Source organism: Streptomyces sp. NPDC031049, assembly GCF_055571015.1.
Map to the genome: position 1 here is coordinate 134147 of NZ_JBVIGC010000002.1, position 13625 is coordinate 147771.

15 protein-coding genes, 1 tRNA gene and 1 riboswitch are annotated in these 13625 nt (G+C 71.8%); of the genes, 11 read left to right on the forward strand and 5 right to left on the reverse strand.

Annotation, left to right across the window (positions count from 1 at the left end):
* Positions 1–44: 44 nt before the first annotated feature.
* Positions 45–1340, reverse strand: a complete 1296-nt coding sequence (locus ACZ45Q_RS04060) for a PTS transporter subunit EIIC (RefSeq protein WP_468254549.1) — start codon at positions 1338–1340, stop codon at positions 45–47.
* A 192-nt stretch (positions 1341–1532) separates the two neighbouring features.
* Between ACZ45Q_RS04060 and ACZ45Q_RS04065 the strand changes: the two genes are divergently transcribed.
* From ACZ45Q_RS04065 to rdgB, 4 genes are all read left to right on the forward strand, one after another.
* A complete protein-coding gene (locus tag ACZ45Q_RS04065; RefSeq protein ID WP_468254552.1) occupies positions 1533–1766 on the forward strand; it encodes a PTS sugar transporter subunit IIB in 234 nt (77 codons plus the stop codon).
* 77 nt (positions 1767–1843) lie between these two features.
* Complete coding sequence (gene rph, locus ACZ45Q_RS04070) at positions 1844–2581, forward strand: ribonuclease PH (protein ID WP_468254554.1); 738 nt, start codon at positions 1844–1846, stop codon at positions 2579–2581.
* A 148-nt stretch (positions 2582–2729) separates the two neighbouring features.
* Entirely contained in the window at positions 2730–3137 is a 408-nt protein-coding gene (locus ACZ45Q_RS04075; protein WP_468254557.1) for a hypothetical protein, read from the forward strand.
* 48 nt (positions 3138–3185) lie between these two features.
* A complete protein-coding gene (rdgB, locus tag ACZ45Q_RS04080) occupies positions 3186–3788 on the forward strand; it encodes an RdgB/HAM1 family non-canonical purine NTP pyrophosphatase (protein ID WP_468254559.1) in 603 nt (200 codons plus the stop codon).
* A 41-nt stretch (positions 3789–3829) separates the two neighbouring features.
* Here the strand turns inward: rdgB and ACZ45Q_RS04085 are convergent.
* Positions 3830–3913 (reverse strand) — tRNA-Leu (locus ACZ45Q_RS04085).
* 42 nt (positions 3914–3955) lie between these two features.
* On the reverse strand, positions 3956–4423 hold the full coding sequence (bcp, locus tag ACZ45Q_RS04090) for a thioredoxin-dependent thiol peroxidase (RefSeq protein ID WP_468254561.1): 468 nt from the start codon (positions 4421–4423) through the stop codon (positions 3956–3958).
* Positions 4424–4518: 95 nt separating this feature from the next.
* Here bcp and ACZ45Q_RS04095 point away from each other — a divergent pair, with 95 nt between their 5' ends.
* The 3 genes from ACZ45Q_RS04095 to ACZ45Q_RS04105 all read left to right on the forward strand — a co-directional run bounded on the left by ACZ45Q_RS04095 (position 4519) and on the right by ACZ45Q_RS04105 (position 5775).
* Positions 4519–4848 carry a DUF3618 domain-containing protein gene (locus ACZ45Q_RS04095; protein ID WP_468254564.1) on the forward strand — a complete coding sequence of 110 codons (330 nt, stop codon included), beginning with the start codon at positions 4519–4521 and terminating at the stop codon, positions 4846–4848.
* Between the two features lie 23 nt (positions 4849–4871).
* A complete protein-coding gene (locus ACZ45Q_RS04100) occupies positions 4872–5228 on the forward strand; it encodes a GroES family chaperonin (RefSeq protein ID WP_468254565.1) in 357 nt (118 codons plus the stop codon).
* Positions 5229–5353: 125 nt separating this feature from the next.
* A riboswitch (guanidine-III (ykkC-III) riboswitch) is annotated at positions 5354–5415 on the forward strand.
* A 39-nt stretch (positions 5416–5454) separates the two neighbouring features.
* Positions 5455–5775: a DMT family transporter gene (locus ACZ45Q_RS04105; protein ID WP_468254568.1), complete on the forward strand. Its 321-nt coding sequence runs from the start codon at positions 5455–5457 to the stop codon at positions 5773–5775.
* A gap of 46 nt (positions 5776–5821) precedes the next feature.
* On the opposite strand, the gene ACZ45Q_RS04110 is transcribed toward ACZ45Q_RS04105, so the two are convergent.
* Positions 5822–8257, reverse strand: a complete 2436-nt coding sequence (locus ACZ45Q_RS04110) for a transglycosylase domain-containing protein (protein WP_468254570.1) — start codon at positions 8255–8257, stop codon at positions 5822–5824.
* Positions 8258–8513: 256 nt separating this feature from the next.
* Here ACZ45Q_RS04110 and ACZ45Q_RS04115 point away from each other — a divergent pair, with 256 nt between their 5' ends.
* Genes ACZ45Q_RS04115 through ACZ45Q_RS04130 form a run of 4 tightly spaced genes read left to right on the forward strand, consistent with a single transcriptional unit; the run spans position 8514 to position 12077 of the window.
* Complete coding sequence (locus ACZ45Q_RS04115) at positions 8514–9299, forward strand: ABC transporter permease (RefSeq protein ID WP_468255305.1); 786 nt, start codon at positions 8514–8516, stop codon at positions 9297–9299.
* Complete coding sequence (locus ACZ45Q_RS04120; protein WP_468254572.1) at positions 9292–10146, forward strand: ABC transporter permease; 855 nt, start codon at positions 9292–9294, stop codon at positions 10144–10146. The genes ACZ45Q_RS04115 and ACZ45Q_RS04120 overlap by 8 nt, the downstream gene beginning before the upstream one ends.
* A gap of 53 nt (positions 10147–10199) precedes the next feature.
* Positions 10200–11225: an ABC transporter ATP-binding protein gene (locus ACZ45Q_RS04125; RefSeq protein ID WP_468255308.1), complete on the forward strand. Its 1026-nt coding sequence runs from the start codon at positions 10200–10202 to the stop codon at positions 11223–11225.
* Positions 11226–11258: 33 nt separating this feature from the next.
* Positions 11259–12077 carry a DUF1707 SHOCT-like domain-containing protein gene (locus tag ACZ45Q_RS04130; protein WP_468254574.1) on the forward strand — a complete coding sequence of 273 codons (819 nt, stop codon included), beginning with the start codon at positions 11259–11261 and terminating at the stop codon, positions 12075–12077.
* A 38-nt stretch (positions 12078–12115) separates the two neighbouring features.
* Here ACZ45Q_RS04130 and ACZ45Q_RS04135 read toward each other — a convergent pair whose 3' ends face one another.
* Positions 12116–13474 (reverse strand): SGNH/GDSL hydrolase family protein, encoded by a 1359-nt coding sequence (locus tag ACZ45Q_RS04135; RefSeq protein ID WP_468254576.1) that lies wholly within the window; start codon positions 13472–13474, stop codon positions 12116–12118.
* Between the last annotated feature and the right edge of the window lie 151 nt (positions 13475–13625).

The window sequence follows — 13625 nt, forward strand, 5'->3', positions numbered from 1 at the left end:
GCCTGGAAAACCCGGGAAAAGGGTACGCGGAAACTCCGTGCGACCTACACCTTGGTCACGTCCTCGACCTCCTCCTCCGGCTCCCGGCCCGGGGTCTTCAGATCGAACTTCGTGATGGCGAAGCGGAAGACCACGTAGTAGACGACCGCGAAACCCAGGCCGATCGGGATGATCAGCCACGGTTTCGTCGCCAGGTTCCAGTTGATGACGTAGTCGATGAGCCCCGCCGAGAAGCTGAACCCGTCCTTCACGCCCAGCCCCCACGTCACCGCCATCGACACCCCCGTCAGCACCGCGTGCACCGCGTACAGCACCGGCGCGATGAACAGGAACGAGTACTCCAGCGGCTCGGTGATCCCGGTCACGAACGACGTCAGCGCCACCGACAGCATCAGACCGCCCACCTCCTTGCGGCGGTGCGGCTTCGCGCAGTGCGTGATCGCCAGCGCCGCGGCCGGCAGCGCGAACATCATGATCGGGAAGAACCCGGTGGTGAACTGGCCCGCCTCCGGATCCCCCGCCAGGAACATGTTGATGTCGCCGTGCACCACCGTGCCGTCCGGCTTGGTGTAACTGCCGAACTGGAACCACATCGGCACGTTCAGGAACTGGTGCAGCCCGATCACCAGCAGCGCCCGGTTCGCCACCCCGAACACGCCAGCGCCCCACGCGCCGAGCCCCGTCAGCCAGTCGCTGAAGCTCTCCAGCCCCGCACCGATCGGCGGCCACACCCACAGGCACAGCGCGGCGAACAGGATCGCCACGAACGCCATGATGATCGGCACCAGCCGGCGCCCGTTGAAGAAGCCCAGCCAGTCCACCAGCTTCGTACGGTGGAACCGCTGCCAGAAGAAGGCCGCGAGCAATCCCATGACGATGCCGCCGAAGACCCCGGGGTTCTGGTACGTGAACGCGGTCACCGCGCCCGCCCCCTCGGTCACCTGGCAGCCCACGTTCGGCACCGCCCGAGCCCCCTCCGGACAGTCGTCCGGGAACTGCCGCAGCACACCGAAGTAGACGAGGAACCCCGCCACCGCCGCCAGGGCCGTCGAGCCGTCCGCCTTCTTCGCCATGCCGATGGCCACGCCCACGCAGAACAGCAGCGGCAGCCCCAGCGAACTGTCCAGCAGCGCCCCGCCCGCGCCCACCATCACCTTGGAGACGTTGGTCCAGCCCAGCCCCTCGTCCCCGAACACGTCCGGCTGGCCCAGGCGGTTGAGAATGCCCGCGGCGGGCAGGACCGCGATGGGCAGTTGCAGACTGCGGCCCATCTTCTGAAGGCCCTGGAACAACCGGTTCCAGCGGGCACGGGCGGGACTGACCGCGCTGTCGGCACTCATCCGGCTCTGGTCTCCTAGGACGGGGCGGTTCGGCGGCCGTCCACTAAAGTGGCCACTAAGGTGGTGTAGACCAGTTGGCGGACGGTTCCGCTGTCGTGACGCCATCATTCGGTACGTACGACACGACCGCTCGCGAAGATGGGCCAACTGTGGGTTACTGCGACAAAGCGGTCCGGATCAGGGAGAAAGAACATGGCCAGCAAGGCTGAGAAGATCGTTGCCGGGCTCGGCGGCATCGACAACATCGAAGAGGTCGAGGGCTGCATCACCCGCCTCCGCACCGAGGTCTCCGACGCCTCGCTGGTCGACGAGGCCGCCCTCAAGGCCGCCGGCGCCCACGGCGTCGTCAAGATGGGCAGCGCCATCCAGGTCGTCATCGGCACCGACGCCGACCCGATCGCCGCGGAGATCGAAGACATGATGTGACCCCCGGTTCACCGCGACAGGGGCCCCTCCCGAGACTCCGGGAAGGGCCCCTTCCGTATGCGGCTAGGCTCACCCGCATGTCACGAATCGACGGCCGCACCCCCCAACAGCTCCGCCCCGTCACCATCGAGCGCGGCTGGAGCAAGCACGCCGAGGGCTCCGTCCTCGTCTCCTTCGGCGACACCAAGGTCCTGTGCACCGCCTCCGTCACCGAAGGCGTCCCCCGCTGGCGCAAGGGCAGCGGCGAGGGCTGGGTCACCGCCGAGTACGCCATGCTGCCCCGCGCCACCAACACCCGCGGCGACCGCGAGTCCGTCAAGGGCAGGATCGGCGGCCGTACGCACGAGATCAGCCGCCTCATCGGCCGCTCCCTGCGCGCGGTCATCGACTACAAGGCACTCGGCGAGAACACCATCGTCCTCGACTGCGACGTCCTCCAGGCCGACGGCGGCACCCGCACCGCCGCCATCACCGGCGCCTACGTCGCCCTCGCCGACGCCGTCGCCTGGGCCCAGGACAAGAAGCTGATCCGGGCCGGCCGCAAGCCGCTGACCGGCACCGTCTCCGCCGTCTCCGTCGGCATCGTCGACGGCACCCCCATGCTGGACCTCCGCTACGAGGAGGACGTCCGCGCCGACACCGACATGAACGTCGTCTGCACCGGAGACGGCCGCTTCGTCGAGGTCCAGGGCACCGCCGAGGCCGAACCCTTCGCCCGCGAGGAGCTGAACGCCCTCCTCGACCTCGCCACCGCCGGGTGCACGGAGCTCGCCGAACTCCAGCGCAAGGCCCTCGGCGCGGTCCTCGAAAGGTAAACAGGTCACCAAGAAACGCCGGGCCGGCAGGCAACTGAGCCGCGCACGCCCGCGTCCCTGCAGATACGGGCGTACGGCTCACCGCCGTGCGCCCGGCGCAGCACCCACCCGGGCCAGCCGGCCCCGACCCAGCGGGAGGACCGCACCCATGGCCGCCACCCGACGCAGCCGCCGTCGCCGTACCGCCATCGCCGCCGCAGCCCTGGCGGCCGCCGGCCTGACCGCCGGCCTCACCACCGGCTGCGACGCCGTGGGCAAGGCGCTGGACTGCGTCCAGACCGCCGACGCCATCGCCGACAGCGTCACCGAGCTCCAGCAGGCCGTGGAAAACGCCTCCAACGACCCGACCCAGCTCGAGGAGTCCCTCACCTCCATAGACAAGAACCTCGACAAGATCGGCGACCAGACCGACAACGCCGACGTCAACAAGGCCGTCGACGACCTCGGCAAGGCCGTCGACAACGTCCGCACGTCGATCGAGAACGGCGACAGCACCCCCGACATCAGCCCGGTCACCGACGCGGCCGGCGAACTGACGAAGGTCTGCACGCCGTAACGAGGGCACCGCCGGGACGCGCGGGCGGGTCCGGGGATACTGAACCCCATGACCCGCCTGATCCTCGCCACCCGCAACGCCGGAAAGATCACCGAACTGAGGGCCATCCTCGCCGACGCCGGCCTGCCCCACGAACTGGTCGGCGCCGACGCCTACCCCGACGTCCCCGACGTCAAGGAAACCGGCGTCACCTTCGCCGAGAACGCCCTGCTCAAGGCCCACGCCCTCGCCCAGGCCACCGGACTGCCCGCCGTCGCCGACGACTCCGGCCTGTGCGTCGACGTCCTGAACGGCGCCCCCGGCATCTTCTCCGCCCGCTGGGCCGGCCGGCACGGCGACGACAAGGCCAACCTCGACCTGCTCCTGGCCCAGCTCTCCGACATCGCCGACGAACACCGCGGCGCCCACTTCGCCTGCGCGGCGGCCCTGGCCCTGCCCGACGGCACGGAACGGGTGGTCGAGGGACAGCTCAGGGGCGTCCTGCGCCACGGGCCCGCCGGCACCGGCGGCTTCGGCTACGACCCGATCCTCCAGCCGGACGGCGAGACGCGCACCTGCGCGGAACTGACCCCGGAGGAGAAGAACGCCATCAGCCACCGCGGGAAGGCGTTCCGGGCGCTGGTGCCCGTGGTGCGGGAGCTGATCGGCTGACGGGCCGGACGGTGCTGCCCGGCCCGCCGAACCGGGCGGTGTGCGGCCGGAGGGACTCGAACCCTCACGGGAGTTACCCCACTGGGACCTAAACCCAGCGTGACTGCCAGTTCCACCACGGCCGCCTGCGGCTGCTGCCCGGCCATGCTACTGGCCGGGCGGTGCCGTCAGATCCCCAAGTCCTTGATGATCTTGGCCACGTGGCCCGTCGCGCGGACGTTGTACAGGGCCCGTTCGACCTTGCCCTCCTCGTCCACGATCACCGTGGAGCGGATGACGCCCATGTACGTCCTGCCGTAGTTCTTCTTCTCGCCGAAGGCGCCGTAGGCGTCCAGGACCTTCTTGTCCGGGTCGGCGAGCAGGGTGACCTTCAGGGACTCGGTGTCGCGGAACTTGGCCAGCTTCTCCGGCTTGTCGGGGGAGATGCCGATCACCTCGTACCCCGCGCCGGCCAGCAGCTCCAGGTTGTCCGTGAAGTCGCACGCCTGCTTGGTGCAGCCGGGGGTCAGGGCCGCCGGGTAGAAGTAGACGATGACCTTGCGGCCCTTGTGGTCGGACAGGGACACCTCGTTGCCGTCGGCGTCCGGGAGGGTGAAGGCGGGGGCCACGTCCCCGGGCTGGAGTCGCTCGCTCATCGATCCAATGTAACCGGGGGTGCTGACAGTGCGGTCGGCCGGGAAGCTGACAGACTGTCCGGAACAAGCATCAGCATCACATCGGAGGCCGTACGGTGGCGGACACGTCGGACACCAGAACACCGGCGCAGATCGAGGCGGACATCAGGCGCCGCCGCGAGGTGCTGGCCGAGACGCTCGACGAGATCGGGATGCGGGTGCATCCGAAGACGATCATGGGGGACGCCAAGGCCAAGGTCGTCTCCAACATCGACCACACCCTGGGCCGGGCCTACGTCGGCGCCAACCGGGTCGTCAGCGACGTGCGGGGCAGGTTCGTGGACGAGGACGGCGCGCCCCGGCTGGAGCGGGTCGTGCCCGTCGCGCTCGTCGTGGTCGGTGTCGTGGGGCTGCTGGCTCTCGGCACCCGGCGGCGCAGGGGATGAGGGGAAGCAGGTAGGTTCAGGGCGTGAGCGCCAACAGAAACGACCACAGCACCCCGCACGACAAGCTGCCCATCCGCATGCTGCACGACCGCGTGCTCGTGCGGCAGGACACCAGCGAGGGCGAGCGGCGTTCCGGGGGCGGCATCCTGATCCCCGCCACGGCGGCGGTCGGCCGGCGGCTGGCCTGGGCCGAGGTCGTCGCGGTGGGGCAGAACGTACGGACCGTGGAGCCCGGGGACCGGGTGCTGTTCGACCCGGAGGACCGTGCCGAGGTCGAGGTGCGCGGGGTGGCGTACGTGCTGATGCGCGAGCGCGACCTGCACGCCGTGGCCGCGGACCGCTTCGAGGGGTCGGAGGACTCGACCGGCCTGTACCTCTGAGCCGGGACCGGGACCGGGCCGGGGCCGTGTCTCCGGGTCGTGCGTCCTTCCTGCCGGGCGTGGGCCCCGCGGGCTGCTGAGAATGGGGCTGGTGACCATCGTCACCAGCCCCTTCGTGCGTGTTTTGCTACCTTGGGAGGACCCCGACGAGACGCGCCGTACCGGGTGAAGGCAAAGACGACGCACCACCGTTCAGTTCGCTTGCGTTCGCCTCGGAGGTGCCGTCATGGCCTGGGTTCTGCTGATCGTCGCCGGTCTGCTGGAGGTCGGCTGGTCGATCGGGATGAAGTACACCGACGGGTTCACCCGTCTCGTCCCGTCCCTGTTCACCGGCGCCGGCATCGTCGCCAGCATGGTGCTGCTGTCGTACGCCGCCCGGACTCTGCCCATCGGGACCGCCTACGGCGTGTGGGTGGGCATCGGCGCGGCCGGCGCGGCGGTCCTCGGCATGGTGGTGCTCGGTGAGCCGGTGACCGCCGCGCGGATCTTCTTCATCTGTCTGCTGCTGGTCGCCGTGGTGGGGCTGAAGGCGACCTCCGGCCACTGACACCGCCGCGGCGGCGTCCGCCGGGGCGGTGTCAGACGGGGCGGTGTCAGTCGGGGCGGGGCGTCCACGGGAACCGTCCGACGGTCGTCCCGCCGTCCGTGGGTCCGCCGGTGCCGCCCGAGCCACCCGCGCCGTCGTCCCCTCCGCCGCCGGTGGCGCCGCCCGAGCCGGTCGAGGCGTCGCCGGTGGCGCCACCCGCGGGTGGCTGCCCGGTGGTGCCGTCGCTGGGCTCGGTGTTCCCGCCGCCGGTGGCCGCGCCGCCGGTCGACGCGTCCCCGGAGGCGTCACCGCCCTCGGGGCGCCCGGACGGGCTCGGGGCGCCGCTTGCGGGGGCGTCGCCGCCGGTGCCGGTGCCGTCGGCGGGATCACCGGTGCCGGTGCCGGAGGAGGGCTCGTCGGAGGACGGGGCCCGGCTCGCGTCGGCGCCCGCCTGGATCCGCAGGTCGAAGTCGGTGACCGGCTCGTCCGCCAGCGCCTTCCTGGTGAACTGGGCCCAGATCTCCGTGGGCGCGCCGCCGCCGTTGACGCGGGGCAGCCCCATGGCGCCGTACAGCGACTTGTGGGCGGCGGTTTCGGGGTCCTGGCCCATCACCGCGACGACGGTGGCCAGCTCGGGGGTGTAGCCGGCGAACCAGGCGGCGGTGTCCTCCTCCGCGGTGCCGGTCTTGCCGGCCACCGGGCGGCCCGCGGCCTGCGCGGCGGTGGCGGTGCCGTTCTGCACGACGCTGCGCAGCACGCGGGTGGTGGTGTCGGCGGCCTCCCGGCTGACGGCCTGCCGCTCGCGCCGCTCCGGCAGCTCGACCTCCTCGCCGCCCCGGGTGACCTTCTCGACCAGGGTGTACGTGCCGTGCCGGCCGTGGTTGGCGAGGGTGGCGTAGGCCTCCGCCATGTCCAGCACGCTCGGGGTGGAGGTGCCCAGGGCGACGGAGGGGCTGGCGACCAGCTCGGGGGTGTCGGGGGACAGGCCGAGGTCGATCGCGGTCTGCTTGACCTTGTCGGAGCCGACGTCCACGGCCATCTGCGCGTAGACGGCGTTGACGGACTTGTCGGTGGCCTCCTGCACCGTGATGTCGCCGTAGTCGCGGTGGTCCTCGTTCTCGGGGGCGTAGTGGCCGCCGGACCAGCCCTGGACGGGGCGTTCGCTGGTGCCGTCGTAGATCGTGTTCGGGGTGATCACGCGGCCGTCCTGGGTCTGGGCGTGGTGGTCGACGGCCGCGGTGAAGACGAACGGCTTGAAGGTGGAGCCGGCCTGGAAGTCGCGGCGGGTGGCGTTCGGCGTGTACTGCTTGACGTAGTCGATGCCGTTGTACATCGCGACGACCTCGCCGGTCTCCGGGTCGACGGCGGCGCCGCCCGCGCGGACGTAGGAGTCCACCTTGCGGGTCTTCGGGTCCAGCTTGGACATCAGGTTGTCGTCGACGGCCTCGACGAAGGCGTCCTGCTTGTCCTTCTCCAGGGTGGTGGTGATGCGGTAGCCGCCGCGGTCGAGTTCGTCCTCGGTGACGACGCCGCTCTGCACGAGGTGGTCCTTGACGATCTGGACGACGTAGCCGCGCTGCCCGGACATGCCCGTGGAGACGGTGGTCTCCTTCGGCATCGGGAAGTCCAGGCTCGCCCGCTCGGAGGCGGTGAGCCAGCCCTGCTCGACCATGCCGTCCAGGACGTAGTTCCAGCGGGCCTCGGCGGCGGGCCGGTTCTCGGGGTGGGCGACGACGTCGTACTGGCTCGGCGCGTTGAGCAGGGAGGCGAGGTAGGCGCCCTGGGCGGCGTCCAGTTCGGCGGCGTCCACGCCGTAGTAGGCCTGGGCGGCGGCCTGGACGCCGTAGGCGCCGCGGCCGAAGAAGCTGGTGTTGAGGTAGCCCTGGAGGATCTCGTCCTTGGACTTCTCGCGGTCGAGTTTGATCGCGATGAAGAACTCCTTCGCCTTGCGGGTGAGGGTCTGCTCCTGGGCGAGGTAGTAGTTCTTCACGTACTGCTGGGTGATCGTCGACCCGGACTGCTTGCCCTTGCCGGTGGCCATGTTCCAGGCGGCGCGGACCATCGCGGAGGGGTCGACGCCGGACTCGGAGTAGAAGTCGCGGTCCTCGGCGGCGAGCACGGCGTGCCGGGCGTCCTCCGAGACCCGGGCGAGGTCGACGTTCTCCCGGTTGACCTCGCCGTCGCGGGCCAGCACGCCGCCGTCGGCGTACAGGTAGACGTTGCTCTGCTGGGTCGCCAGGGCGTTGGCCGAGGGGATCTTGACCAGCGAGTAGCCGAGGAAGAAGCCGCCGACCAGCAGCAGGACGCCGACGACGCAGGTCGTCAGGACCATGCGCCAGGTCGGGATCAGCCGGCGCCAGCCGGTGCGCTTGGGGCGCCCCGCGCCCTTCGGCTTGCCGCCGGACGCCGTGCTGCGCTCGCCCTTGACGGTGCCTGCGGGCCGCGGGGCGTTGGTGCGCGCCCAGCCCGGGATCGGCGGCTTCGGCTGCGGCTCGTCGCTCATGGTGGCGAAAGACTCCTGTGATGCCTGCGGTGCGGGTGCGTCCTGCGTCGGGTCCGTACCTCTCGGGCGTTTTCGTGCGCCCTGAGAAGAAGGCCCTGGGAAGAAGACTGTCCCATCGGACGATCAGTTCCCCGACCCGGGGCCGTGTCGCGGCAGAAATTCCGTGGCGGGCGCGCGTCCGGCCGTACTAGGCTCCCGCGCTTCGGTGTCCGGTGAGGGAGACGGAGGGGCGGTGGACGTGGGCGGCGCGGCGCGGTTGTACGGGGCGGTCGCGGTGGGCGGGTTCCGGCGCTACGCGACCTACCGGGCGGCCACCGCGGCGGGGGTGTTCACCAACACCGTCTTCGGGCTGGTCCTGGCCTACACCTATCTGGCGCTGTGGGACGAGCGGCCCGGCCTCGGCGGCTACGACCAGGCGCAGGCGCTGACCTACGTGTGGCTGGGGCAGGCGTTCCTGTCGACCCTGGCGCTCGGGGGCGGCGGCGTGGAGAGCGAGCTGATGGAGCGCATCCGTACGGGTGACGTGGCGATCGACCTGTACCGGCCGGCCGACCTCCAGCTGTGGTGGCTGTCGGCGGATCTGGGGCGGGCGCTGTTCCAGCTGCTGGGGCGCGGGGTGCTGCCGTTCGCGTTCGGGGGGCTGTTCTTCCACATCGCGCTGCCCGCCGACGCGACGACCTGGGCGGCGTTCCTCGTCGCGGTGCTCCTCGCCATGGTCGTCAGCTTCGCGATCCGGTACCTGGTGGCGCTGTCGGCGTTCTGGCTGCTCGACGGCACCGGTGTGACGCAGGTGCTGATGCTCACCGGCACGTTCTGCTCGGGGATGCTGCTGCCGCTGAACGTCTTCCCCGGCGCGCTCGGCGAGACCGTGCGGGCGCTGCCCTGGTCGTCGATGCTCCAGGCGCCCGCGGACGTGCTGCTGGGCGAGGCCGACCTGCTCGGCACGTACGCCTTCCAGGCCGGCTGGGCGGTGGTGCTGCTGGCGGCGGGGCGGGCGCTTCAGTCGGTGGCGACGCGGCGGGTGGTGGTGCAGGGTGGCTGACGCCGGTGCGACGGCGGGCAGGCGGGCCGGGGCCGTCGGCCGGTTCGGCGAGGGGCTGCGCGCCTACGGGCTGATCGCGGGCATGTGGGTCCGCTCCACCACGGCGTACCGGACCTCTTTCGTGCTGACGGTGGTCGGGAACTTCGCGCTGACCGGGCTCGACTTCGTCGCGATCCTGCTGATGTTCTCGCGCGTCGACGCGCTCGGCGGCTACGCCCTGCCCGAGGTGGCGTTCCTCTACGGCGTCTCCAGCGTCGCGTTCGGCCTCGCCGACCTGGCGATCGGGTCGGCGGAGCGGCTCGGGCGGCGGGTGCGGGACGGGACGCTCGACACGCTGCTGGTGCGACCGGTGCCGGTGCTGGCCCAGGTGGCCGCCGACCGGTTCGCGCTGCGCCGGATCGGCCGGGTCACGCAGGGCGCGCTGGTGCTGGGCTACGCGCTGAGCGTGGTGGACATCGACTGGACGCCGGGGAAGCTGCTGCTGATGCCGGTGATGGTGCTCAGCGGCGCGGCGCTGTTCGGGGCGGTGTTCGTGGCGGGGGCGGCCTTCCAGTTCCTGGCGCAGGACGCCTCCGAGGTGCAGAACGCGTTCACCTACGGGGGCACGACGCTGTTGCAGTACCCGCCGACGGTGTTCGGGCGGGAGCTGGTGCGCGGGGTGACGTTCGTGCTGCCGCTGGCCTTCGTGAACTGGCTGCCGGTCACCTACGTGCTGGGGCGGCCGTATCCGCTGGACCTGCCGGGGTGGGTGGCGTTCGGCTCGCCGCTGGTGGCGGTGGTGTGCTGCGCCCTGGCCGGGCTGGCGTGGCGGGCGGGGCTTCGTTCGTACCGGAGTACGGGGAGTTAGACCGAGTGGGCGGCGACGTGGACGGTGACGTGGACGGCGGTATGGGCGGCGGCATGGGTGACGAGGGCGGCGCGGGCCGGGACGGCGGGGACTTCATCCGGCTGGACGGCGTGGAGAAGGTCTTCGACGTGCGGCGCAGGACCGGGTTCCTGAAGCGGGAGCGGCGCCGGGTGCGGGCGGTGGACGGGCTGTCGTTCACGGTGGCGCGCGGCGAGATGGTCGGCTACATCGGCCCCAACGGCGCCGGCAAGTCGACCACGATCAAGATGCTCACCGGCATCCTCACGCCGAGCGGCGGCCGGCTGCGGGTGGCCGGCATCGACCCGTCCCGTGAGCGGACCCGTCTCGCGCACCGCATCGGGGTGGTGTTCGGGCAGCGGACGACGCTGTGGTGGGACCTGCCGCTGATCGACTCCTACCGGTTGATGCACCGGATGTACCGCATCCCGGACGCCCGGTACCGGCGGAACCTGGACCGCTGCGTCGAACTGCTGGAGCTGGGCGGGCTGCTGGACGTGCCGGTGCGTCAGCTGTCCCTGGGCCAGCGGATGCGCGGGGACATCGCGGCGGCGCTGCTGCACGACCCGGAGGTGCTCTACCTCGACGAGCCGACGATCGGCCTGGACGTGGTGTCCAAGGCGAAGGTGCGGGGTTTCCTGCGGGAGCTGAACGCCGAGCGCGGCACGACGGTGCTGCTGACCACGCACGACCTCCAGGACATCGAGCAGTTGTGCTCGCGGGTGATGGTCATCGACCACGGGCGGCTGATGTACGACGGCCCGCTGGCCGGGCTGCACGAGGCGGGCGAGAGCGAGCGGACGCTCGTGGTCGACCTGGAGCGGGAGCTGCCCCCGATCGCCGCCCCGCCGCCCGCCCGCGTGGTCCGGGTTGACGGCCCCCGGCAGTGGCTGGCGTTCCCGGCGTCGGCCTCGGCGGCCGGGCTGGTGGCGTCGATCGCCGCCGCCTACCCCCTGGTCGACCTGTCGGTGCGGGAACCGGACATCGAGGCGGTGATCGCCCGGATGCTGCGCTCGGCGGGGGACGGTCCCCGGCCCGGGCCGGACCGGGCGAGCGCGTAGTGCCGCGCACCGTGACCTCGTAGGCTGCTGTACATGACCGACGACGCCCCGGAACTGCGCGCATCCGACGCCGACCGTGAACGAGTCGCCGAGGTCCTGCGGGACGCCCTCGCGGAGGGGCGGCTGGACATGGCGGAGTTCGAGGAACGCCTGGACGCCACCTACAAGGCCCGCACCTACGGGGAACTGGCGCCCATCACCAGGGACCTGCCGGCCGGTGAGGGACCCCGGGTGTCCATGACCAAGGAATCGGCGGGCGGCGAGGCGTGGGCGAGCCGGATCACCGGCGGCGTCGAGGGGTCGTCGAGCTGGGCGGTCGCGGTGATGTCCGGGTTCCAGCGCAAGGGCCGCTGGACGGTGCCCGAGCGGTTCAACAGCTTCGCCTTCTGGGGCGGCGGGGAGATCGACCTGCGCGAGGCGTACTTCGCCGGCCGCGAGGTCCGGATCAACTGCGTGGCGATCATGGGCGGGATCGACGTGATCGTGCCGCCCGGCGTCCAGGTGATCGTCCGGGGCGTGGGGGTCATGGGCGACTTCGACCACCGCGAGGACGGCGTGCCGGGCGATCCCGGCGCCCCGCGCGTGATCGTCAGCGGCTTCGCGTTCTGGGGCGGCGTCGGCGTGCGGCGCAAGCTGCCCCGGGCGGAGAAGCAGCGGCTCAAGGAGGAGCGCCGCCAGGAGCGGCTGGAGCGCCGGCAGGAGCGGCGGCAGGGGAGGGTGGAGCGCAAGGAGGCCGCCCGCGGGGAACTGCCCGGCTCCCGTGCCGACCAGCACGGCCTGGGCGCGGGTCTGCACGGCCTGAACCTCCACGAGCCCCGCCCCGAGGAGCGCGACCGGCGCCGGGACGTCTGACCCGGGGACGTGCCGGAGGGGGGCGCCGTCGTCGGTGCTCAGAGCTGGGCGGGCGCCGCGCCCTCGAGGAGGTCGAGGTCGAAGACCTCGGCCATCCGCGCGTAACCGCGGTCGCTGGGGTGCAGATGGTCGCCGCAGTCGTACACGTCCCGCAGCCGGCGCGGGTCGTACGGGTCGCGCAGCTCCTTGTCGAAGTCGACCACCGCGTCGAACACCCGGCCCGCGCGGATCTCGGCGTTGATCTCCTGCCGTACCGCCTCGCGGGCGGGCGTGTAGCCGCGGTGGCCGCCGAAGGGCATCACCGTCGCGCCGACGACCTTCACCCCGCGGGCGTGGGCCTGCTCGACCATGGTGCGCAGACCGTCCAGGACGGTGTCGGGGTCGATGGTGCCCGGGTGGCGCAGGATGTCGTTGACGCCGAGGACGACCACGACGGCCCGGACGCCCGGCCGGCCGAGCACGTCCCGGGCGAACCGGTCGACGCCGCTGGGGTTGTCGGCGGGCCGGCCCCGGCCGCCGGTCAGCACCCGGTTGCCGCTGATGCCCTGGTTGACGACGCTGTAGCGGGGCACGTCCCGGCCGTTGTCGACCGCCGTGCGCAGCCGCGCGGCCAGCACGTCGGTCCAGCGGCGGTTGGCGTCCATGGTGGAGGTGATGCCGTCGGTGATCGAGTCGCCGATGACGACGACGGTGCCGTCGGCCTCGTTGCTGAGCACGTCCAGCGCGGTCAGGTAACGCCAGTACGGCGTCTCCTCGGTGTACGCGGCGCCGGTCACGTCCTCGGTGCGGTCGCCGGTGGCGAGGTAGCTGGTCTCGCGTGCGTGCGGGTGGTAGGTGACCGGTCCGGACGGGGTGGGGGAGTAGGTGGTGACCAGGACGTCACCGCCGTGGGGGACGGTGATGCGGACGGCGTCGCTCGTCACCTGGCCGCCGGCCGGGATGACGACCCGGGGGTTGCCGGCGAAGGTCAGGCGCCGCATGGTGTCGGCGACCGCGGCGGGGGTGTCGTGGCCGGCGGCGAGGGCGATGGAGGCGTGGGTGATGGTCAGCGGTGACTGCCCGTAGAGGTTGGACAGCGTGATCCGGGCACCCGTTCCCGCGATGTTCGCGTGGACGACGTTGCGTACCGAGCGGCCCGCCATGCCGGTGGTCTCGGTGCCCGGTTCCGCCCCCGCCGGGGAGGTGGACCAGGCGCCGACCCAGCTGCCGGTGGAGGCGGGCGCGGCGGGGTTCTGGGCGCGGCCGCCCGTGGAGAGCGACGTCCTGCCGTCCGTGCCGTCGTCGGCGGCCACACCGACGAAGATCGCGGTGGAAAGGGCCACGATCGCGGCGACGACGGCGGCCAGCAGGGCACGGTGTTGGGTTCGGGGTGCCCCCCCGTCACGACCCCGGGTCATGCTGTGGTGTTCTCCTCGGGCGATGGGAGCCTCGGGCTCCGGTCCGATGAGCCCATGATGCGTCAGAGGTCCTGCCGCGGCGTCAGGACCCCCCGGCATTACCCCGTCCGGACAGACGCCGGGAACTTGTGTTCCGTTCCAGGAGTCGGTC

Excerpts from the sequence above, each read along its gene's own strand:
- ACZ45Q_RS04060 (WP_468254549.1), bottom strand. The coding sequence starts at position 1,340 with ATGAGTGCCGACAGCGCGGTCAGTCCCGCCCGTGCCCGCTGGAACCGG.
- ACZ45Q_RS04065 (WP_468254552.1), top strand. The coding sequence starts at position 1,533 with ATGGCCAGCAAGGCTGAGAAGATCGTTGCCGGGCTCGGCGGCATCGAC.
- rph (WP_468254554.1), top strand. The coding sequence starts at position 1,844 with ATGTCACGAATCGACGGCCGCACCCCCCAACAGCTCCGCCCCGTCACC.
- ACZ45Q_RS04075 (WP_468254557.1), top strand. The coding sequence starts at position 2,730 with ATGGCCGCCACCCGACGCAGCCGCCGTCGCCGTACCGCCATCGCCGCC.
- rdgB (WP_468254559.1), top strand. The coding sequence starts at position 3,186 with ATGACCCGCCTGATCCTCGCCACCCGCAACGCCGGAAAGATCACCGAA.
- bcp (WP_468254561.1), bottom strand. The coding sequence starts at position 4,423 with ATGAGCGAGCGACTCCAGCCCGGGGACGTGGCCCCCGCCTTCACCCTC.
- ACZ45Q_RS04105 (WP_468254568.1), top strand. The coding sequence starts at position 5,455 with ATGGCCTGGGTTCTGCTGATCGTCGCCGGTCTGCTGGAGGTCGGCTGG.
- ACZ45Q_RS04110 (WP_468254570.1), bottom strand. The coding sequence starts at position 8,257 with ATGAGCGACGAGCCGCAGCCGAAGCCGCCGATCCCGGGCTGGGCGCGC.
- ACZ45Q_RS04125 (WP_468255308.1), top strand. The coding sequence starts at position 10,200 with ATGGGTGACGAGGGCGGCGCGGGCCGGGACGGCGGGGACTTCATCCGG.
- ACZ45Q_RS04130 (WP_468254574.1), top strand. The coding sequence starts at position 11,259 with ATGACCGACGACGCCCCGGAACTGCGCGCATCCGACGCCGACCGTGAA.
- ACZ45Q_RS04135 (WP_468254576.1), bottom strand. The coding sequence starts at position 13,474 with ATGACCCGGGGTCGTGACGGGGGGGCACCCCGAACCCAACACCGTGCC.